This is a genomic window from Pseudoalteromonas sp. 3D05 (genome assembly GCF_002723455.1).
Taxonomy (GTDB): domain Bacteria; phylum Pseudomonadota; class Gammaproteobacteria; order Enterobacterales; family Alteromonadaceae; genus Pseudoalteromonas.
The window spans coordinates 442,607-461,932 of sequence record NZ_PDUS01000001.1 but is presented as its reverse complement, the minus strand read 5'-3'; the positions used below and the strand labels follow the sequence as shown (position 1 = coordinate 461,932).

Sequence of the window (19,326 nt, the reverse complement as noted above, 5' to 3'; positions counted from 1 at the left end):
TCTTATGGATATAATAAGTAAAATAAAGGAAGGCCTTGGACACTTCAGTCCAGCTGAAGATAAAGTGGCCAGATTAATTTTGTCTGAGTTGAATTTCTCAGCTACCGCATCAATCAGTGAACTAGCAGATAAGGCACAAGTCAGTCATGCCAGTATCACTCGCTTAGCTCGAAGCTTGGGCTGCGAAAACGTTCGTGATTTAAAATTTAGACTAACCCAATCCGCGGCCATCGGAGAGCGTTTTACTAATTCAGAAATTATCGAAAAAAAGCAATTATCTCATGTATATACATCTATCCATGAAATTTTAGAATTAAATGCTGGTGCCATTGATGAAGCAATTGTTGAGCAAGCGAGTGATGCTATTTGTCATGCTAGGCATTGCTTAATTTTTGGTGTCGGTGGCGGCAGCAGTATGTTAGCCCAAGAATGCCAAAACCGCTTTTTTCGCCTTGATGTACTTTCTAATGCCTACAGTGACCCTATGATGATGCGTATGACTGCCTCAACAGTAAATAAGGGGGATGTGGTCATTTGTTTATCTTTAAGTGGCGTTTCACCCGATGTGATGGATGCTGCAAAAATTGCAAAAGAGTATGGGGCTGTGATTATTACTATTTGTCCTGATAGTGAGCTTTCAGCACTCGCTGATTTTCAATTGCCAATTAAAACACAGGAAAGCGATTATATTTTTAAACCAAGTGCCGCAAGGTACGTAATGATGGCAGCTTTGGATATTCTTTCAAGTGAGGTGGCGATGAGAAACCAGCGCCGCTCAAAAGAGAAATTACGTCGCTTGAAGATCCAACTTGATCAACATCGAGACAAAAATAGCGATATGCCACCTGCCGATAAGCGTTTTCCGATAGGGGATTAAGAACGTGCAAAACACATCAGCCGATTTAATTATTCAAGGAGCTCGGGTCTTTATTGATAAAGAAAGTCCAATAGAGCAGCTCGATGTTGCAATAAAGAACGATCTTATTTTAGCTATAGGCAAAAACCTAACTATAGACACGAGAAAAACGATTCCCGCACAAGGTTTGATTTTAGCGCCAGGGTTTATTGATGTTCATACCCATGATGATCTCGAAGTGCTAAGAAACCCAACAGTGTCAGCCAAGTTAAGTCAGGGTGTGACAACAGTCATTGCTGGCAATTGCGGCATAAGCGCAGTGCCAACAACGGCTATTAGTGCTGTGCGAGATCCTATTAACTTACTTGGTGGGCAAAGTGAATTTGTTTATCCTGATTTGCTGAGTTACAAAAAAGCTTTCGCAGAGGTAAAACCCAGTGTGAATTTGGCAATGCTAATAGGTCACATCAGTTTACGCGCACAAGTGATGGATAATTTAGAGCGAGAAGCAACCGTTGATGAAATAAATGAAATGAAAAGAGCGTTAGCTGTTGCTATGAAACAAGGCGCGCTCGGTTTAAGCACAGGGCTTGCTTATTACAATGCAAAAGAGGCCAGTCAGTGTGAAATTAATGAATTAGCTAAGGTTGTTACGCCATTTGATGGGCTTTATACCACTCATTTACGAAGTGAATTTCAGGGAATAATAAATGCTATGGATGAAGCATTTGCGACTGCTAAACAGGCTAAATTACCTTTAGTTATTTCTCATATAAAATGCGCGGGACAAGAGAATTGGGGTCGTTCAAAAGAAGTGCTCGCTCACTTTGAACAGCAAAAGCAGCATCAGCATATAGGTTGCGATTGTTATCCATATTCTGCAAGTTCAAGTACCTTAGACCTAAAGCAAGTAAACGACGATACAGAAATTTTTATTACATGGTCTAAATCGTTTCCTGATATGGCACAGCAAAGCCTAAGTGATATTGCAAAGCAATGGCAAGTTTCGCAACTTGAAGCAGCTTCCCGTATACAGCCAGCAGGGGCTGTTTATCACTGCATGTTGGAGTCAGATGTGAAAACATTTCTAGGTTACGAGCACAGCATGATTGGCTCGGATGGTTTACCGTGTGATCCTCATCCACATCCAAGGTTGTGGGGGACATTTCCGCGCGTGTTGGGTCATTATTGTCGTGAAGAAAAATTGTTTTCATTAAATCTTGCTTTACACAAAATGACAGCGCTGCCAGCTGAGCATTTTAAATTGTGTCAACGCGGCAAAATTGAGATCGGATTTTTTGCTGATCTGGTGTTATTCGATCCAGAAAAAATTATAGATAATGCAAGTTATAGCAACCCCCAATTTAAAGCGAGTGGAATAGAGATGGTCTGGGTAAATGGGACTTTAAGTTACCAATCAAGTGATAACTCAACTGAGTATTCAGGATTTGGGCGAGCTGGACAGTTTTTGAATCGACATAACCATAGTTAATGAGGAACGTATGACAATAATAAGAATAGGTGCCGAAGGTGGGAAAGGAACAGGTGGCCAGCATTTACCTTTTTCACGGGCTGTAGAAGCGGGTGGGTGGCTTAAAGTATCAGGCCAAACACCGATGAAAGACGGTGAAATCGTAGAAGGAGGCATTGTACCTCAATCACGTTTAGCAATAGAGAACTGTATTGCAATTATGTCTGAAGCCGGTTACGGACTAGAGCATGTGACACATGTTTCTGTTGTGCTCACTGATGCCCGATATTTTCAGTCTTTTAACAAGGTATTCGCTGAATTTTTTGGGGCACATCCACCTGCACGGATTTGTATGGTTGCAGACTTGGTTGTCGACTGCAAAGTCGAGGTTGATGTGACCTGTTACAAGATTAGCTAACACAGCCAGGGGAGAACGTATGTTTGCAAGTCAATCTTATTATCTGTTCGCATTTTTCATATACTTACTGGTCATGATTTTAATTAGCTGGTATGTATCGCGAAAGCAAAAGAATGCGAGTGATTATTTATTGGCTGGACGTAAAGTGCCCCTTTTTCTTACACTCGGTACGACCGTTGCAACTATGGTCGGCACAGGCTCCTCGATGGGGGCTGTAGGCTATGCATATGAAAATGGATGGGCTGGTGCTTTGTATGGTGTTGGCGGTGCTACGGGTATTTTACTACTAGCGTGGTTATTTGCACCTGCTCGAGAGCAAGTATTCTCAACAATGAGTGAAGAGCTTGCAAGCTACGTCGATAATCATAAAAGGGTCAAACAGATTTTAGCTGTTGTGATCTATTTGGCGAGCATAGGTTGGCTTGGCGCCCACCTTATTGGTGGTGGTATGTATTTGTCTTGGTTAACCGAGTTGAGCAATACACAAGCTAAATTACTGATAGGGGTTGGTCTTGCTGTATTCATTATTTTAGGCGGTTACTCAGCAGTTATTTGGACTGACTCACTCCAAGCCATTATATTGTTTATAGGTTTTATACTAATGGCATACTTTTCAATACAGGCTATTGATGGCGTTAATTCATTTAAAAAGAGTGTTCTTATTGCTGAACAGGGATTATTTTCCTATAAAAATGTGGGTTTATTACCTGCTATATCGATGTTTCTGGCTGTATTAGTAGGGGTATTGGCTACGCCGTCATTTCGTCAGCGAATATATGCTGCAGATAGCGTTAAAACAATTCGTCGCTCTTTCATTCTATCAGGTATCTTATATTTAATTTTTGCATTCCTACCCGCTTTAATTGGAACCAGTGCCTACTTAATCGATAGTTCGTTAGATAATGCATCTTATGCATTTCCATACATTGCATTAAATGTTCTACCTGTTTACTTAGGTGGTTTTATTTTGTTGGCAGGTATATCGGCAACCTTGTCCAGCGCAAGTTCAGATGCAATCGCTGGGGTCAGTGTATTAATTAGTGATATCTATAACAGGGGCAATAATGTTGTACAAAACGAGGCAACACAATTGCTAGTTTCTCGGTTCGCTATGTTAGTGACGATTTTAATTGCCTTATTATTAGCTCTTTGGTCAAACGATATTGTTAGTTATATCACTAAAATGATTTCTATTTTAATGAGTGGTTTATGCGTGATGGGGGTTTTAGGGCGATTTTGGCCTAGTTACACATGGCAGGGAGCTCTTGCCACTCTACTTGGCGGAGCTTTTGCTGGTGTGCTAGTGGGGGCAAATAACCAGTGGTTGCAATTATTTGGTAATCCAATTATTCCTTCATGTGTTAGTGCATTGTTGTTAGGTATTGTAACAAGTTTGCTTACGCAACAGCATCAGATGCTTGATTTATCTAATAATAAAAGTGAGCAATCACAATGAAGAAAGCATTCCTAAGTAATATTAAAAGCATCGTTTTTTTTGGTGAGTGCATGGTGGAACATCGTGCTGATGCCGATACAAGCTTTGCCGGTGATACCTTCAATACTGCTTGGTATTTAGCACAATTGATTAAACATGACTCTATTCTCGCTATTTATTATGCAACAGCTATTGGTGATGATACTGCAAGTCACAAGTTGAGTGACTTACTAAAAAGCTCAGGCATAAAAACAAAATATATAGCGACTCGACCAGGTATGAATTTAGGGCAATACTGGATCAAACTTGACAACCGTGGTGAGCGCCAATTTGATTTTGACCGTTCTAAAAGCCCAGTTAAACAGTACGTTGAGCAACACCCTGCTTTATTGGAGGCTCTGGGAGAAAAAGAGTTTGATGCAATTTATCTTTCGGGGGTAAGCCTCGCAGTTTTATGTGATGCACAAAGAGAACTGTTGATTAGATCACTTATTCAATTCAAACAACGTGGCGGAGTAATTATCTTCGATAATAATTACCGTCCTGCATTATGGGGCGCCTTTGAAGCTAGAGGCTGGTTTAAAAAAATAATGGCCTTAGCAGAACTCGTCTTTTTAACCGATGAAGATGAATATAGCGTATATGGAACGACGAATGTAGATGAGATTATACAATGTCATTTTAGTCAACCCAACCACCCTGATACTTTAGTTATTCGATGTGGAAGTGCCCCATGTATTGTTGTAGATAAAGGAGGGGATAGTATATTGCGAATCTCACCAGAGGCACTTGTTAGTAGCAAAATTATCGACACAACAGCTGCAGGTGATGCTTTTGCGGCGGGATTTTTATCCGCTACTTTTAAAACAAAAGATTATGATGAGTCAGCCAAGTTTGCCCACCGCCTTGCTGCTAGGGTGATTCAATACCATGGTGCACTTATTCCTAAAAAAGTGCTCACAGACCTTATTGCTCGGGAAAGTTAAATGCGTTGTTACAAAGCTATATTCATTTTATTGAGTTTATTATTTTCAAGTCTGGCTTTTAGCTCGGTTCATCCTCATTCGGACTTACCTCTTATGCCCATGCCTAAATACATTTCTCAAAATGGCGCTGAGCTCAATCTCGGCTCAGCTTTTTCGGTGTATATCGAGGGAATGAGTAAATCACGACAAAACTTTCAGTTGCAGCGTCTGCAATTACATTTATCGCGAATAAATCAGGGCGCTGTAAAAATATCACCAGGAAATAAAGAGCTTGCTGATATAGAAATTAGCATACATCAACCAGAAACGACTTTAACTGTCCCTCAATTTGGTGAAGATGAAAGCTATACTATATTAATTAGTAACAGCGGGGTGAACATACAGGCTATGAGTGTATTTGGTGCCCAGCATGCGCTGACTACATTAATACAACTTGCAAATACAGGGGAAGCTCGCAGAGAAAAAAAAGGCATTTCTTTGCCAATACTCAGTATTGAAGATGAACCTCGTTATGCTTGGCGTGGCTTATTAATAGACAGTGCGCGACATTTTTTATCACTGCAAACCATTAAACGTCAGCTAGATGGTATGGCCGCGGCAAAGCTTAATGTTTTCCACTGGCATCTAACGGACGATCAAGGCTGGAGAATTGAAAGTAAACAGTACCCACGTCTGACAACTGCAGCATCAGATGGCGATTATTACAGTCAACAAGAGATCAAAGAGGTTGTCGAGTATGCGAGTTTACTTGGAATAAGAGTTCTTCCTGAAATTGGCATGCCAGGCCACGCCAGTGCAATAGCGGTGGCTTATCCTAAATTAATGACCAAAAATAAGCACTATGAAATGGAGCGCCATTGGGGAGTTTTTAAACCTTTACTTGATATTGCAAATCCAGAAGTGTATGAGTTTATTGATACGCTGATTGGCGAAATGGTGACTTTATTTCCAGATCGCTTTTTTCATATCGGTGGCGATGAAGTTGACCCAGAACACTGGCTTGAGGATTCAAGAATTAACAACTTGATGCAACAATACAAGTTGCAATCGGGGGCTGATTTACAAAGCTATTTTAATAGTAAAGTTCAGCCAATCATCGCTAAACATCAACGAGTAATGGTAGGCTGGGATGAAATATTTCATCCTCAACTACCTAACAACATTGTAGTGCAATCTTGGCGAGGGCACGATTCTTTAAACACTATTGCTAAAGCTGGCTACAAAGGATTGTTGTCAACTGGGTTTTATATCGATCAACCACAATATACAGATTATCACTATCGTAATGACCCTCTTTTACTCCCCCCAACAATCGATTTAACACAACCTAAGAGGTTGGCAAAACAGTTTGTTATAGAACGATTAAAAGGCAAAGCTGTGAAGGGTGAGCTGCTGTTATTAGGTTCGCAACTATTGATTAAATTAAATAATAATCACCATCAACGAGCTGTACTTACAACCGAGTCATCTTCTACTCAACATCTATCAGCTAAACTAGATAGTTGGATGGGCCCACTGACTTTTGAATTTAACTTTATTAAAAATACAGGTTTTGTATTGATTGGTAATAGTCGCTACCCGATCAAAATTGAGGATTCACTATCACCAGCCCCCGTAACTATTACGCAACCATTGTCAAAAACACAGGAAGCCTCAATTTTAGGGGCTGAGGCTACAATTTGGAGTGAAATGGTAACTGAAGATAATATTGATTTACGAATATGGCCGAGGCTATTTGCCATTGCTGAGCGTCTTTGGTCACAAGCGCGAGTAAACAATCCACAATCGATGTATGAGCGGTTAGAAAAAGTTAACGTTTTTGCTGATAAGGTTATTAACCTATCACATAACAAGCAGCAGCGGTCAGGATTTAAGGCGCTAATAAACAGCAAGCTTACAGAACGCGAGCAAATAGGGACGTTAAATTTACTCAACACCATGGCACAACTACTTGAACCAAGTCACTATTACACTCGCCATCATATTAAATTTTTAAATGACAAATACCATCAAAATGCACCACTTGATTCTTATGTTGATTTTTTAGCAGTGGAAAGTGACCAAATACGTTATTTGAATCAGCAGGTAAATGCATTTATATCAGGCAATAAAAAAGCATCTGAAAACATATACAAACAACTTTTAACATGGGAGAGGGCATTAGCTCTTGAGCATGGCTTGCTGAGTAAAAGCGAGCAATTGAAACTATTACAACCGGTTTTTGAAAAGTTAACGCGGTTTATAGCACACTCTAAAACCGTACTTGAGGTGTGTAAAATCAATAAGGCGGTTAAAGAAATAGAAGATGAGCTACTGACATTAACGTCTTTGTCAGATGAGCTTGTGATAGCCGGTATTTACCCAGTTCGAGATTTATATTTACACTGCGTTGCTGCGCAGGATAAGGAATAAAATGAAAGCGATAATTCTATCAAGTTTACTATTTAGTTGCGCCGCCAATGTAATGGCGGGTGAAGCAATACAGTCTAAAATTATGCATGTGTCAGAGGACTATATTAGTGACGGTTTATTCACACAGGGTATTGAAGGTCCAGCTGTTGATAAAAATGGTGTTTTATATGCCGTTAATTATAAACAACAGGGCACCATAGGCAGAGTTGTTGGCAAGAATAAAGTGGATACATTGCTTACCCTAGAAAATGGTTCGATTGGTAACGGTATTCAATTTGACGGCATGGGTAATATGTATATTGCTGATTATGTGAATCACAATATCCTCAAGGTGTCGGTTTCTGCCCTTACAAATGGGGGAGATGTGTCTGATTTTGTGCACGTATTTGCCCATGAGAACAGCATGAATCAACCGAATGATATTGCAATTATGGGTAATGGTATTTTATTTGCCAGCGATCCAAATTGGGCAAATAATACGGGCAACTTATGGCGAATAAATCAAGACGGTAAAGTAACGTTACTTGAATCAAATATGGGCACAACCAATGGCATTGAGGTTAGTCCTGATAACAAAACATTATATGTAAATGAAAGTGTGCAGCGAAATGTCTGGCGTTATGATTTAGATGAAGTTGGCAATGTATCTAACAAACAATTGCTAATCAATTTTTCTGACTTTGGTATGGATGGTATGCGCTCTGATAAACAAGGAAACCTTTATATTACGCGCTATGGGGCAGGACAAATTGCGGTTGTTTCACCACAAGGAAAGTTAATCAATACCATTGAACTTAATGGGGAGTTTCCTACTAATGTAGCGTTTGGCGGCGAAAATGGCAGGGTTTTGTATATTACCATGCAAAAACGAGGCGCCATAGAGGTCGTTTCTTTAGCAACTACAGGTCGTAATTTTTAAATGTTGTTAAACCAAGATTAAACGACGAAACCCAAATCATCAGGAAAGTAAAACTGACTCTTTGGAGTATTACCTATAAAGGACATAGTATGCTCAGTTGTTCAAGAACTAGACGCGCTCAGAAAATTGATTATAATTTGACTTACACTTTTGGTTTATAAAGTAACCATAATTCGTAAGTCAGGATGGTAATGTCTAATAAAAATCAGCGTGATTTAGAAAAAGAAAATCTGCACTTAAGAGAGCAATTAGCAAAAGTCTCATTTGAAAGAGACAAATATAAAAAGCTATTTGAGGTCTCAGGTGATGCTTTATCAATCATCGATTTGAGCTCAGGGAAGTTTATTCAATGCAATGATTCAGCAATCAAGATGCATGGCGTTGAGAGTAAGAATAACTTCTTAAATTTATCCCCATCAGACATTTCACCACCTATACAACCATGTGGTAAATCTTCTGAAGAATTAGCTACTAGGTATGTCGAAAAAGCTCACTCTGATGGGCCACAGTTATTTCAATGGACGCACTCTAAAATTGATGGTACTGAGTTTCCTTGCCTAGTCTCTTTAAGTGCAGTGCAAATACAGAATAAGAACTTAATACTGGCGATCGGAAGAGATATCTCTGATTTAATGGAAGTTAAAGATCAGTTAGAAGCTGCACACACTAATATCAAGCACTACAAAGCGGCGTATCAAAAAGAAAAAATAAAATTTGAGAGTTTTGTAAACTTAGCACCTGTTGGTATTGCAGTGAACTCTTTAAAGGATGGCGCATTTCATTATGTGAATAATGAATTTAGCCACATAACAGGGTATACGGTCGATGAAATTAATGCCATTGATTATTGGCAAATCACCCCAGACAAATACAAAGAACAAGAAGAAAAGCAGCTGTTATCTTTAGTAGAGACCGGGCGGTATGGCCCTTATGAAAAGGAGTATATTAATAAAAGCGGGGTGACATTTCCTGTGCGCCTTTCCGGTATTAAAGTTATGGATGAAAATGGCGATGATCTTATTTGGTCAGTGGTGCAAGATACATCAGAGCAAAAAAATACCGAGCAACAATTATTAAATGCAATTGAAAAAGCAGATTTATTGGCATTAAGAATTCAATTGGCCAATACATCTGCACAAATTGGTGTTTGGGAGTGGGATCTCATTACGGGCAAGCTATTTTGGGATGAGCTTATGCTCACACTCTATGGGTTGAAAAAAGAGCAGTTTAAAGAGTCTTATGATGATTGGGTTAAAGCTGTACACCCTGATGACATTGAGCTTGCGAATGCGCAGTTAAAAGATTCAATTGAAAAGGGTGCTCTCTACGAACCAGAGTTTAGGGTCGTACACCCAGACGGAAAAATAAGAACTTTGAAAGCGAGTGCGCGAGTTATACGCGATAAATGGGGCACTCCATTAAAAGTAATTGGTGTGAGTTATGATGTTACTGATAAAATACAAGCGATAGAAACGTCTGAAAATGCAAGAGTGGCAGCTGAGAACGCCTCTAAAATTAAAAGTGATTTTCTTGCGAATATGAGCCATGAAATACGTACACCAATGAACGCAATACTTGGTGGGCTGCAACTATTAGATAATGCAGAGTTATCTACAGATTTACGAAAAATATTAGTCAATGCCACCTCATCTGCTAAAAGCCTACTCACTATAATCAACGATATTCTGGACTATTCAAAAGTAGAATCTAACAAAATTGAAATAGAAAAAATGCCATTGTCTATTGTGGATATTCTAAATTCAGTAAAATATGATCTAGATGCATTGATAAGCAATCAACAAATCGATTTTAAAATTGACGTGAGTAAAAATTTCCATGATAACTGGCTAGGTGATCAGGTTCGAGTAAAGCAAATTATCCTAAATTTAGCTTCTAATGCGGTCAAGTTTACTAATCAAGGCTGCGTAAAAATAGCCGTTGATTGTATAGAACATAAAAGCCAAGAAACAATCCTAATTAAAGTAGAAGATTCCGGTATAGGCATGAGTGAAGAGGCTCAAGGACGTATTTTTGAACGTTTTTCTCAAGCTGATACATCTACAACACGAGAATACGGAGGAACTGGGCTAGGCATGTCCATAACTATTAGTTTGGTTAAGTTGATGGGCGGAGAAATTGCAGTAAATAGTATCAAAGGTAGAGGGACCATAATCGACGTCACTTTGCCATTGGAGAAAACGCATGTTGCACCAAAAAAAGTAAAAGCTCAGTCGTGTACTCCACCTGCCTTAAGTGGGAAACGTATATTAATTGCAGAAGATAATAAGATAAATCAAATGCTAATTAAAACGATGTTGCAGGAAACAGAATCAAGTTTAGTTATTGTCGAAAATGGTATGTTGGCCGTAGATGCGTTTAAAAATCAGCCATTTGATTTGGTTTTAATGGATATACATATGCCGGTTATGGATGGTGTCGAAGCCCTGAAATCAATAAAAACGTTAAACAATTCAATCCCCATTATTGCCTTAACTGCAAATGTAATGGTTGAAGACGTCAGACAGTATCTTAAGCTTGGTTTCGACGCCCATGTGCCTAAACCTATCGAGTTATCAAGGTTGTATGGGACGCTACTAGAGTACGAATAACTCGAATATTAACAATGAAAAATAAGCTTGCCTACCATGGATACAAATTGATTACTTATGGGGCTGTTCCCTCGGTGTTTGTAAAATCTTTGCTTTTTCATCATCAGATAAAATTATCCAATCAAATATTTCGTCATTTGAACGACCGCACCCAGTGCAGTGACCTTTTAATCGATGGCACTGACCAATACAGTCAGTCTTAAATTTAGCTGTGACAGGCTTTATATTTTTCATGTTAACTTATTTGTGTTGAAAGCCAGAATATCTGGCTTTCAATGACAATTGAGTCATTAGTTAGCTGCAACAGGTTTACCTATTTCTAATGACGTAGACCAAGGCTTAGAGCGAGATAAAGTTTTACCCGTATGGATTGAAATCACTGGTTTCGTTTCATCAAGCACAAAGGTTGTGCGAAGTGAATCAGCCGACTCTTTTTGTTGCTCATACCAGTTTTTAGTCGATAAGCACTGTCGAGTAAAATCAACTGCTTTTTGATGAAGTGCAACTGCTTCACTTTGCTCACTGTACTCATCTTGGCATCGGTATGTCATTGTATCTTTATCAAGAGCTGTGATTTGGCATTCATCACCCACTAAATTATATTTCGCAGTCCAGGTTTCCATATATTTTGTGTTAACGCGTGCACGTTTTAAGCCTTCAAAACGATTATCATAGGCAGACAGTAAACCGCTTATTTTTTCGCATGGTGTGAGGCTGTCAATTTGGGCTTGTTGCTCAGCAGTTAAGCTTGTACAGCCAGCTAAAACCATGGCGGTAAATATTGCAGACAAAGACTTTTTCATAGTGCGCTATCCTTTTGTAATAGCCGTTCCTGAATAATAGGCTAAAGGATACCTAAGGGCTTGAAAAAATGCTATTAAAGTAATGAAAATAAAATAGTGAAGCGTAGATAAAAAAGCTTTTTAAAATTGTAAACTTGAACGCTAATGCGGCGCACGATAAAACTAACATCTTAGCTCGTTATCATTTAGCTAACTAAGTAAGTAACGCGGCGCCGCGATTATTTTGTTCTAAATTAAATCAATAACAACCCTAAAAGCTCAACAGACATTTGAGTGATTACAGTTTAGTGTTTTGCACATTTTTAACTTTTACGCGCCCAGAACCATCAGCAACTAGCTTAAAGCTTTGCGCCTGATTAACATAAATACCACCAGATCCATCTGAAATTGTAACTGAGCCTGTTGTTTGTTCGACATCAATATTGCCAGAGCCATCATGAATCAAAACATCTGCGTTACTATTTGACAAGTCGATGCTGCCAGAGCCATCATGTATTTCAACCTTGCCTGTTATATTTGTTGCATCAATAGAGCCTGATCCATCTTCAATTGTCAACGGGCCAGAAATCATGTTTACCACTATTTTTCCTGATCCATCGTGAATAGTCGTATCGGCGGTATTTTCAATTTCAATTGCACCAGAGCCATCGTTAATTTCTAGCATAAACGACGACGGTACAGAAACTGTTAAGTCGATACGTGTTTGGTTTTCATAATTGCTATTGGATTTATTATTACAATTATTAGCGATCAGTTGGGCTGTTTTAGCATTTTGCTCTAAAGATAGGCAGTAATTATTGTGCGGTTCATACTGATAAATTTCTGCTTTAACGGTAACTTCATCCGTGTCACTACCAATAATGTTTAAAAACCCTGAACCACTTTCTACAGCTAAAGTAGTGAGCTTTGATTGTGCTAAACTCAACTGTTTAGTCTCTTGTAATGTCATATCGTTATTCCAAGCCAAAGCTTGAGTAGACAGTAATCCTGCGATTATCAATGTAGCGTGTGAGAGTGTTTTTAACATTTTTATTCCTTTTTTATTTGGGCGATTTTTAAATTAGACGCATATAAATATTAAAAGGTTTAAAGCTTTTTTAAATAATGTTTATTAAGACATTGCAACGGCCTATAAGAAGGCTAAAGCATGTGTAAGGGCAAGAAGCTAAGATCAGCAAGCCTTAGTAAATAGGTTTAAAAAAACCAAAACACCGAATAATTTCAGCGTTTTGGTATGTTTAAGTTTTACTTATGGCGACCTTGCAAACAGCCTACCACGTCTTTTAGCTCAAGGCCTTGGCGTTGTAGTAACACGATTAAGTGATATATCAAATCGGCAGATTCATTAGTCAGCTCATCGTTATCGTGCTTCATCGCGGCAAGGGCGACTTCAACGCCTTCTTCCCCAACTTTTTGGCAGCTGCGGCTTAAATCTTTGGCAAATAATGACGCTGTATAGCTTTTCTCTGGGTCGTCGTTTTTACGCTCAACAATCACTTGCTCAAGTTGGGCTAAAAAGCTGAGACTTGGTTTTGCAGCATCGCCAAAACAGCTTTGTGTGCCTAAGTGACACGTTGGGCCAAGTGGGTTGGCAAGCACTAAGATTGAATCGTAATCGCAATCAGTATGCACCGAAACTACCTCTAAGTAATTCTCTGAGGTTTCACCTTTGGTCCATAAACGGTTTTTTGAACGCGAATAGAAGGTCACTTTTTGCTTTTCAAAAGTCACTTCCAGTGATTCTTGGTTCATAAAACCTTGCATCAAAATAACCCCAGTACGGGCATCTTGCACAATGGCGGGGATCAATTCGCTTTTAGCGAAATCCACTTGAGTGAGGTTTTCTTTAGTTAGTTGCATAGTCGTGCCGCCACTTGGTTATCTGTTAAATACTGTTTTAATTCGCCGATGTTGATCACGTTTTTGTGAAAAACACTGGCTGCGAGTGCGCCATCAACGTGGCTTTGCTTAAATACATCAACAAAGTCTTGCATGGTACCAGCACCACCTGAAGCAATTAGGGGGATATCACATAAAGCGCGCATTTTAGCTAACTGCCGGTTATCGTAGCCGTTACGAACGCCATCTTGGTTCATGCAGTTAAGTACGATTTCGCCTGCCCCTAAATCTTGCACGCGTTTAACCCATTCCTCAGTTTTGTATCGTGTGCGGCTTGATGCATTAGGATCGCCAGTAAGCTGATACACTAAGTATTCGCCGGTGACTTCATCATAAAAGCTATCAATACCAACAACAACGCATTGTTTACCAAATTCATCATGTAACTCTTTGATAAGCTCTGGGCGTGCAATAGCAGGGCTGTTAATGCTGATTTTATCTGCACCACGTTCAAGTACACGTGCTGCATCAGCAACAGATTTTATACCACCAGCAACGCAAAACGGAATATCAATATGACGGGCTATACTTTCCACCCAATTGACATCGAGTAGGCGTTTTTCAACGCTTGCGCTAATTTCATAAAAAACCAGTTCGTCTGCGCCAGCTTCACTATACGCTTGTGCAAGAGTGAGAATATCGCCAACAATTTCGTGGCCTTTAAATTTAACCCCTTTGACTACTTGGCCATCTTTTACATCTAAACACGGGATTATGCGTTTTGATAACATGCCAGCGCCTCCTCAACATTAAATGCGCCATCAAGTAGTGACTTACCTAAAATAACGCCGCCCACACCCAGCTCTTTTAGTTTTTTGATGTCATCAAGTGAGCTCACGCCGCCTGATGCCTGTACTTTTATATCGCTGTTATGGTTCGCTAAATCTTTATACAGTTCAAACGAAGGGCCGGTCATGGTGCCGTCTTTACTGATATCCGTACATAAGAAATCAATCACGCCAAGGGCAACATAAAAGTCGATGAGTTCAAACAAGCCAAACTCTGATTCACTTAACCAACCGTGTGTCGCGGGTGCCCAGCCGCTGTCAGTTTTATTGACATCAAGGGCAATCACAAAGTGTTTAGCGCCAAACTTTTCAATCCAGCTTTTCACTTCATCGCGTTTTTCAACCGCCATAGAGCCAATTACGACTTGGTTAGCACCGGCTTTAAGCCAGTCACTTACATCTTGTTCAGTGCGAATACCGCCGCCCACTTGATAGGGTACGTTTAGTGCTTTGGTGGCCGCTTGAATGTGTTGCCATTGTTTCTTACTTGGATCGCGTGCGCCTTCTAAGTCGACAAGGTGTAATTTACCTGCGCCGCTTTGTGCATATTCTTGTAATCGTGCGCCAAGCTCAAACGGGTAAAATTGAGCGGTATCGTATTTACCTTGATATAAACGCACGATTTGATTTTGTAATACATCTAATGCTGGAATAATCACGTTAAATTCTCTTTTAATTTTGTTTGCCAGCAGCCTATAGCTGCCAGTCTAAAAAGTTTTGTAATAACCTAGTGCCGACTTTTGCGCTACGCTCTGGATGAAATTGCATGCCCGCGTAATTGTCGTTAGCTACAATTGCTGAAAACGTTTGGCCGTATTCGCCGCTAACCAGTGTCGCGTCGTTAACGGTATGGGCAAAACTATGCACAAAATACACTTGGTCGTTTACATCAAGGCCTTTAGTTAATGCATGTTCGCGATTAAGCATTAAGTTGTTCCAGCCCATGTGTGGTGATGTTAAATTACCTACATCGAGCGCTTTAACTTGGCCAGGGATTTTACCTAAACATTGCACGTTACCTTCTTCAGTGCTGTCGCATAACAACTGCATGCCCAAACAAATGCCCATGAGCGGACGCTGGTATTCATTAATTGCTTGTTGCCAGCCACCTTCAACTAAGCGTCTCATTGCGACAGAGGCATGGCCAACACCCGGTAAAATAGCACGCTCAAAGTTTTTCAGTTGCTCGGGTGAGGTGATCACTTCTGGCGTTTCGCCAAGGCGTTCAAAGGCAAAACGTACTGAGTTTATATTGGCACAACCGGTATTGATGATGGCAATCATAAACACCCCTTAGAGCTGGCTGTTTGCTGGCTTGCATCAGCGGCAATCGCCATACGTAACGCGCGCGAGAATGCTTTAAATAAGCCTTCAACTTGGTGATGACAGTTACCGTCACTAACCGATAATATTAAACTAATTGCAGCGTTATCACTTAAGCTTTTAAAGAAGTGCTCAACCATTTGCACATCTAAGTCACCGGCCTTTTCACGGCTAAAGTTGGCGTTTAATACAAATGAGGCACGCCCAGATAAGTCAATCTGTGCTTCTGCTTTGCATTCATCCATTGGCAGCGCAAAACCATAACGGGCAATTTGCGATTTAGTACCTAGCGCTTCTTTTAAAGCAAGGCCGAGCGCAATACCAATGTCTTCAACTAAGTGATGCTCATCTATGTGTAAGTCACCTTTAGCTTGAATATCGAGGCCGATATTAGCGTGAGTGCGAATTTGATCCAGCATGTGATCAAAAAAGCCAAGGCCTGTGCTTATCTCACCATTTTTACTTTGGTCTAAATTGAGTTTTACATCAATTTGCGTTTCTTTGGTATTGCGGGTAACACGACCTTTACGATCTGCTGTAGTGAGCTTAGTGACAATGGCGTTCCAATCACCGTCATATAAAATGCCTTCGCAGCATAAGTTTTGCGCAAGGCCAATATCCGTTTGGCGGTCACCAATAACAAATGAACGAGCTAAATCGACTTTACCCGAGCGCATAAGCTCGGTAAGTAAGCCTGTTTTAGGCTTGCGGCAATCACAGTTTTGCTCGTCAAAATGTGGGCAGATTAGCACGTCGTCAAACTTAATCCCTTGGCTAGATAAAATATCCATCATTTTATCTTGAGCGATATCAAAATCAGCCGTCGGGAAGCTGTCTGTGCCTAGACCATCTTGGTTTGACACCATAACCAAACGGTAGCCCGCAGCTTGCAATTGCAGCAGGGCAGGGATCACATTCGGTAAGAACTCTAGCTTTTCAAGGCTATCGACTTGTTTGTCAGTAACAGGCTCTGAAATGATAGTGCCGTCACGGTCAATAAATAAATAAGGGTTACTCATGATACTTCCTGCTCTACTAAGTTGGTTGCTTGGCTTAGGCCATCTAACCATATTTTGACTTGTTCTAATTCTTGCTCATTACCGATTGAAATACGTAACCAATCGTTCTCACCGTATAAGGTAAATGCACGCATCACTAAGCCTTGATCAAGTGCGACATTAAAGCTGTTCTTATTGGCAAGCTTTAAGGTAACGAAGTTACCTTCACCACTTAGCACGTTCAATACCGCCGGTGAAGCGTTAAGCCACTGTTTTAGTTTTTCTTTTAAGGCATTTAAAATGCTTACTTGACGGCGCATTGAGGTAACTGCATCAGGGCTTAAGGCATTTGCTGCAATGCTTGCGACAACGGTTGATACTGGGTATGGCGCTATTACTTTACGAATCGGTAATAACACCGCTTCTTGTGCTAGGGTAAAGCCTGTTCGCAAACCTGCCAATGCAAATGCTTTAGATAGCGTACGAAGCACAACAATATTTGCGTAGTCGTTGATTAGTTTACTGGCGCTTTGCTCTGGGCAAAACTCAATATAGGCCTCATCAACAATAACCAGTGCTTTACCTTCAAGGGCTGTAGCAATGGCTTTAATTTTATCAAGTGAGGTTAAGCTACCCGTTGGGTTATTAGGGTTACAAATAAACACTAACTTAGAATTAGCCACAGCGCTGACGATATCATCCACTGAGCCTTCAAGCAGTAGAGCTTGGCTTAAACCATTAATAGCGACATTGTGAGTATCAGCGGTCACTTTATACATACCGTATGTGGGTAAAAATAACGCGATGCTGTCTTTGGCTGGTTCACAGTATGTGCGTACCAGTAACTCAATACCTTCATCTGCACCACGTGTCATTAATACTCGCTCGGTGCTAAGCTGTGCATACTCTGCATAGCGGTTTATCACGCTAGCAGGCTGTGGATCTGGATAACGGTTTAAATCATCAATACTAATATCAATGTTTTTCACATACGGGCTTTCGTTAGCATTAAGCCAAGTAGTGCCTGTGAGTTTTTCACTTTTAGCTGAGCTATACGCTGCTAATGCATCAATATTAGCGGGTAATAAAGTATTATTACTCATAATTCAGTCTCTTTATTCATAGCTTCTAAACGAACCTTTACAGCATTTGCGTGGGCATCGAGTCCTTCAGCATCAGCCAGTGGTAAAATGGCTTTTGATAAGTTTTTTAAGCCACTTTGGGTAATGGTTTGAACTGTATATGTGCGGAAAAAGTCGAGTAAGTTTAAGCTCGAATAGGTTGCACTATAGCCGTAAGTGGGTAATACGTGATTAGTTCCAGAGGCATAATCACCCGCTGACTCAGGGGTATAATCACCAACAAACACAGAGCCCGCATTTTTAACTTTAGCTAAATAAGGATTAGCATCAGCTAATTGCAAAATTAAATGTTCAGGGCCATATTGTGCAGAAACATCAAATGCTTGTTCAATTGATTCAACCAAAATTAGCGACGAGTTAGCCAATGCTTTTGCGGCGATATCTTGACGTGACAGTTTAGCAAGTTGACGCTCAATTGCTTGTTGGGTTCGCTCAATAGTCAACTCACTATTACTGAGTAGAATAACTTGAGAGTCAGCCCCATGCTCAGCCTGTGATAATAAATCAGCGGCAATAAATTCAGGGTTCGCACGTTCATCGGCAATCACTAATACTTCAGAAGGCCCTGCTGGCATATCAATTGCCATACCGGGTATTGTTTGAGCTACTAATTGCTTAGCCATAGTGACAAAGCTATTACCTGGGCCAAAAATTTTATTCACTTTTGGTACAGAGCCAGTGCCATAAGCCATGGCGGCGATTGCACCGGCGCCGCCACTTTCGACGATTGTATTGATTCCGCATAATTTAGCCGCATATAAAATTGCTGGGTTGATTTGCTCATCGCCTTGTACCGGTGTTGCTAAAACCACTGTTTTAGCGCCACTTAATTGGGCTAGTACACCTTGCATGATCACTGAAGAAGGTAACGGTGCGCTACCACCGGGTACATAAATACCCACCGCTTCAATTGCTTGATATTTAAGTTCGCATAACACACCAGGTTGTGTGGTTAACTGAATATCTTTTGGTAATTGGGCTTGGTGAAAGCGTTTAACATTTGCATAGGCTGTATCAATGGCATACCTAAGCTCAGGACTCAGTTGTTGAGCCGCATTATTTATTTCTTCAACAGGCACTAATAATCGTGGTGTTTGGCGATTATCGAATTCTTTTGCCATGTCGAGCAAGGCATCATCACCTTGTGCTTTTACATTTGCCATAATAGTTAGGCAAATTTCTTCTACTTTCGCACTCGCACTAACAGCAGGGCGCATTAGCGCCGCTGCTTGTGCGTCTGCGGATACCTCATTCCAGCGCAGCATTG

The 19,326-nt window shown here is 40.4% G+C and carries 18 protein-coding genes; 8 read left to right on the top strand and 10 right to left on the bottom strand.

Annotated elements, in window-relative coordinates:
- The first annotated feature begins 4 nt into the window (after nucleotides 1-4).
- From CSC79_RS02010 to CSC79_RS01975, 8 genes are all read left to right on the top strand, one after another.
- Entirely contained in the window at nucleotides 5-877 is an 873-nt protein-coding gene (locus tag CSC79_RS02010; protein WP_099293424.1) for a MurR/RpiR family transcriptional regulator, read from the top strand.
- 4 nt (nucleotides 878-881) lie between these two features.
- On the top strand, nucleotides 882-2,348 hold the full coding sequence (locus CSC79_RS02005; RefSeq protein ID WP_099293422.1) for a D-aminoacylase: 1,467 nt from the start codon (nucleotides 882-884) through the stop codon (nucleotides 2,346-2,348).
- Between the two features lie 10 nt (nucleotides 2,349-2,358).
- A complete protein-coding gene (locus CSC79_RS02000) occupies nucleotides 2,359-2,745 on the top strand; it encodes a RidA family protein (protein ID WP_099293420.1) in 387 nt (128 codons plus the stop codon).
- Nucleotides 2,746-2,764: 19 nt separating this feature from the next.
- Nucleotides 2,765-4,201, top strand: coding sequence for a sodium:solute symporter family protein (locus CSC79_RS01995; protein WP_099293418.1), 1,437 nt, complete (start codon nucleotides 2,765-2,767; stop codon nucleotides 4,199-4,201).
- Entirely contained in the window at nucleotides 4,198-5,166 is a 969-nt protein-coding gene (locus CSC79_RS01990) for a PfkB family carbohydrate kinase (protein ID WP_099293416.1), read from the top strand. The genes CSC79_RS01995 and CSC79_RS01990 overlap by 4 nt, the downstream gene beginning before the upstream one ends.
- The gene (locus CSC79_RS01985; protein WP_099293414.1) at nucleotides 5,167-7,578 is read left to right on the top strand and encodes a family 20 glycosylhydrolase; all 2,412 of its coding nucleotides are present in this window, start codon (nucleotides 5,167-5,169) and stop codon (nucleotides 7,576-7,578) included. It abuts the gene before it with no gap.
- A 52-nt stretch (nucleotides 7,579-7,630) separates the two neighbouring features.
- On the top strand, nucleotides 7,631-8,497 hold the full coding sequence (locus CSC79_RS01980) for an SMP-30/gluconolactonase/LRE family protein (protein ID WP_237113944.1): 867 nt from the start codon (nucleotides 7,631-7,633) through the stop codon (nucleotides 8,495-8,497).
- Nucleotides 8,498-8,688: 191 nt separating this feature from the next.
- Nucleotides 8,689-11,106 carry a PAS domain-containing hybrid sensor histidine kinase/response regulator gene (locus CSC79_RS01975; protein ID WP_237113940.1) on the top strand — a complete coding sequence of 806 codons (2,418 nt, stop codon included), beginning with the start codon at nucleotides 8,689-8,691 and terminating at the stop codon, nucleotides 11,104-11,106.
- Nucleotides 11,107-11,157: 51 nt separating this feature from the next.
- On the opposite strand, the gene CSC79_RS01970 is transcribed toward CSC79_RS01975, so the two are convergent.
- The 10 genes from CSC79_RS01970 to hisD form a co-directional block, all read right to left on the bottom strand.
- Complete coding sequence (locus CSC79_RS01970; protein WP_099293408.1) at nucleotides 11,158-11,340, bottom strand: DUF1289 domain-containing protein; 183 nt, start codon at nucleotides 11,338-11,340, stop codon at nucleotides 11,158-11,160.
- 56 nt (nucleotides 11,341-11,396) lie between these two features.
- Complete coding sequence (locus tag CSC79_RS01965; RefSeq protein WP_099293406.1) at nucleotides 11,397-11,909, bottom strand: hypothetical protein; 513 nt, start codon at nucleotides 11,907-11,909, stop codon at nucleotides 11,397-11,399.
- Between the two features lie 277 nt (nucleotides 11,910-12,186).
- The gene (locus tag CSC79_RS01960; RefSeq protein ID WP_099293404.1) at nucleotides 12,187-12,936 is read right to left on the bottom strand and encodes a hypothetical protein; all 750 of its coding nucleotides are present in this window, start codon (nucleotides 12,934-12,936) and stop codon (nucleotides 12,187-12,189) included.
- A 218-nt stretch (nucleotides 12,937-13,154) separates the two neighbouring features.
- Nucleotides 13,155-13,769, bottom strand: coding sequence for a bifunctional phosphoribosyl-AMP cyclohydrolase/phosphoribosyl-ATP diphosphatase HisIE (gene hisIE, locus CSC79_RS01955; RefSeq protein ID WP_099293402.1), 615 nt, complete (start codon nucleotides 13,767-13,769; stop codon nucleotides 13,155-13,157).
- A complete protein-coding gene (gene hisF, locus CSC79_RS01950) occupies nucleotides 13,760-14,539 on the bottom strand; it encodes an imidazole glycerol phosphate synthase subunit HisF (protein WP_099293400.1) in 780 nt (259 codons plus the stop codon). The genes hisIE and hisF overlap by 10 nt, the downstream gene beginning before the upstream one ends.
- Nucleotides 14,521-15,255: a 1-(5-phosphoribosyl)-5-[(5-phosphoribosylamino)methylideneamino] imidazole-4-carboxamide isomerase gene (locus CSC79_RS01945; protein ID WP_099293398.1), complete on the bottom strand. Its 735-nt coding sequence runs from the start codon at nucleotides 15,253-15,255 to the stop codon at nucleotides 14,521-14,523. The genes hisF and CSC79_RS01945 overlap by 19 nt, the downstream gene beginning before the upstream one ends.
- A gap of 34 nt (nucleotides 15,256-15,289) precedes the next feature.
- Nucleotides 15,290-15,880 carry an imidazole glycerol phosphate synthase subunit HisH gene (gene hisH / locus CSC79_RS01940; protein ID WP_099293396.1) on the bottom strand — a complete coding sequence of 197 codons (591 nt, stop codon included), beginning with the start codon at nucleotides 15,878-15,880 and terminating at the stop codon, nucleotides 15,290-15,292.
- Nucleotides 15,877-16,938, bottom strand: a complete 1,062-nt coding sequence (gene hisB / locus CSC79_RS01935) for a bifunctional histidinol-phosphatase/imidazoleglycerol-phosphate dehydratase HisB (RefSeq protein ID WP_099293394.1) — start codon at nucleotides 16,936-16,938, stop codon at nucleotides 15,877-15,879. The genes hisH and hisB overlap by 4 nt, the downstream gene beginning before the upstream one ends.
- Nucleotides 16,935-18,020 carry a histidinol-phosphate transaminase gene (hisC, locus tag CSC79_RS01930; protein WP_099293392.1) on the bottom strand — a complete coding sequence of 362 codons (1,086 nt, stop codon included), beginning with the start codon at nucleotides 18,018-18,020 and terminating at the stop codon, nucleotides 16,935-16,937. The genes hisB and hisC overlap by 4 nt, the downstream gene beginning before the upstream one ends.
- On the bottom strand, nucleotides 18,017-19,324 hold the full coding sequence (hisD, locus tag CSC79_RS01925) for a histidinol dehydrogenase (protein WP_099293390.1): 1,308 nt from the start codon (nucleotides 19,322-19,324) through the stop codon (nucleotides 18,017-18,019). The genes hisC and hisD overlap by 4 nt, the downstream gene beginning before the upstream one ends.
- Nucleotides 19,325-19,326: the final 2 nt, after the last annotated feature.

Coding starts and splice junctions, on each gene's coding strand:
- CSC79_RS02010 (WP_099293424.1), top strand. CDS start 5: ATGGATATAATAAGTAAAATAAAGGAAGGCCTTGGACACTTCAGTCCA.
- CSC79_RS02000 (WP_099293420.1), top strand. CDS start 2,359: ATGACAATAATAAGAATAGGTGCCGAAGGTGGGAAAGGAACAGGTGGC.
- CSC79_RS01995 (WP_099293418.1), top strand. CDS start 2,765: ATGTTTGCAAGTCAATCTTATTATCTGTTCGCATTTTTCATATACTTA.
- CSC79_RS01990 (WP_099293416.1), top strand. CDS start 4,198: ATGAAGAAAGCATTCCTAAGTAATATTAAAAGCATCGTTTTTTTTGGT.
- CSC79_RS01985 (WP_099293414.1), top strand. CDS start 5,167: ATGCGTTGTTACAAAGCTATATTCATTTTATTGAGTTTATTATTTTCA.
- CSC79_RS01980 (WP_237113944.1), top strand. CDS start 7,631: ATGGCGGGTGAAGCAATACAGTCTAAAATTATGCATGTGTCAGAGGAC.
- CSC79_RS01975 (WP_237113940.1), top strand. CDS start 8,689: ATGTCTAATAAAAATCAGCGTGATTTAGAAAAAGAAAATCTGCACTTA.
- CSC79_RS01970 (WP_099293408.1), bottom strand. CDS start 11,340: ATGAAAAATATAAAGCCTGTCACAGCTAAATTTAAGACTGACTGTATT.
- CSC79_RS01965 (WP_099293406.1), bottom strand. CDS start 11,909: ATGAAAAAGTCTTTGTCTGCAATATTTACCGCCATGGTTTTAGCTGGC.
- CSC79_RS01960 (WP_099293404.1), bottom strand. CDS start 12,936: ATGTTAAAAACACTCTCACACGCTACATTGATAATCGCAGGATTACTG.
- hisIE (WP_099293402.1), bottom strand. CDS start 13,769: ATGCAACTAACTAAAGAAAACCTCACTCAAGTGGATTTCGCTAAAAGC.
- hisF (WP_099293400.1), bottom strand. CDS start 14,539: ATGTTATCAAAACGCATAATCCCGTGTTTAGATGTAAAAGATGGCCAA.
- hisH (WP_099293396.1), bottom strand. CDS start 15,880: ATGATTGCCATCATCAATACCGGTTGTGCCAATATAAACTCAGTACGT.
- hisB (WP_099293394.1), bottom strand. CDS start 16,938: ATGAGTAACCCTTATTTATTTATTGACCGTGACGGCACTATCATTTCA.
- hisC (WP_099293392.1), bottom strand. CDS start 18,020: ATGAGTAATAATACTTTATTACCCGCTAATATTGATGCATTAGCAGCG.
- hisD (WP_099293390.1), bottom strand. CDS start 19,324: ATGCTGCGCTGGAATGAGGTATCCGCAGACGCACAAGCAGCGGCGCTA.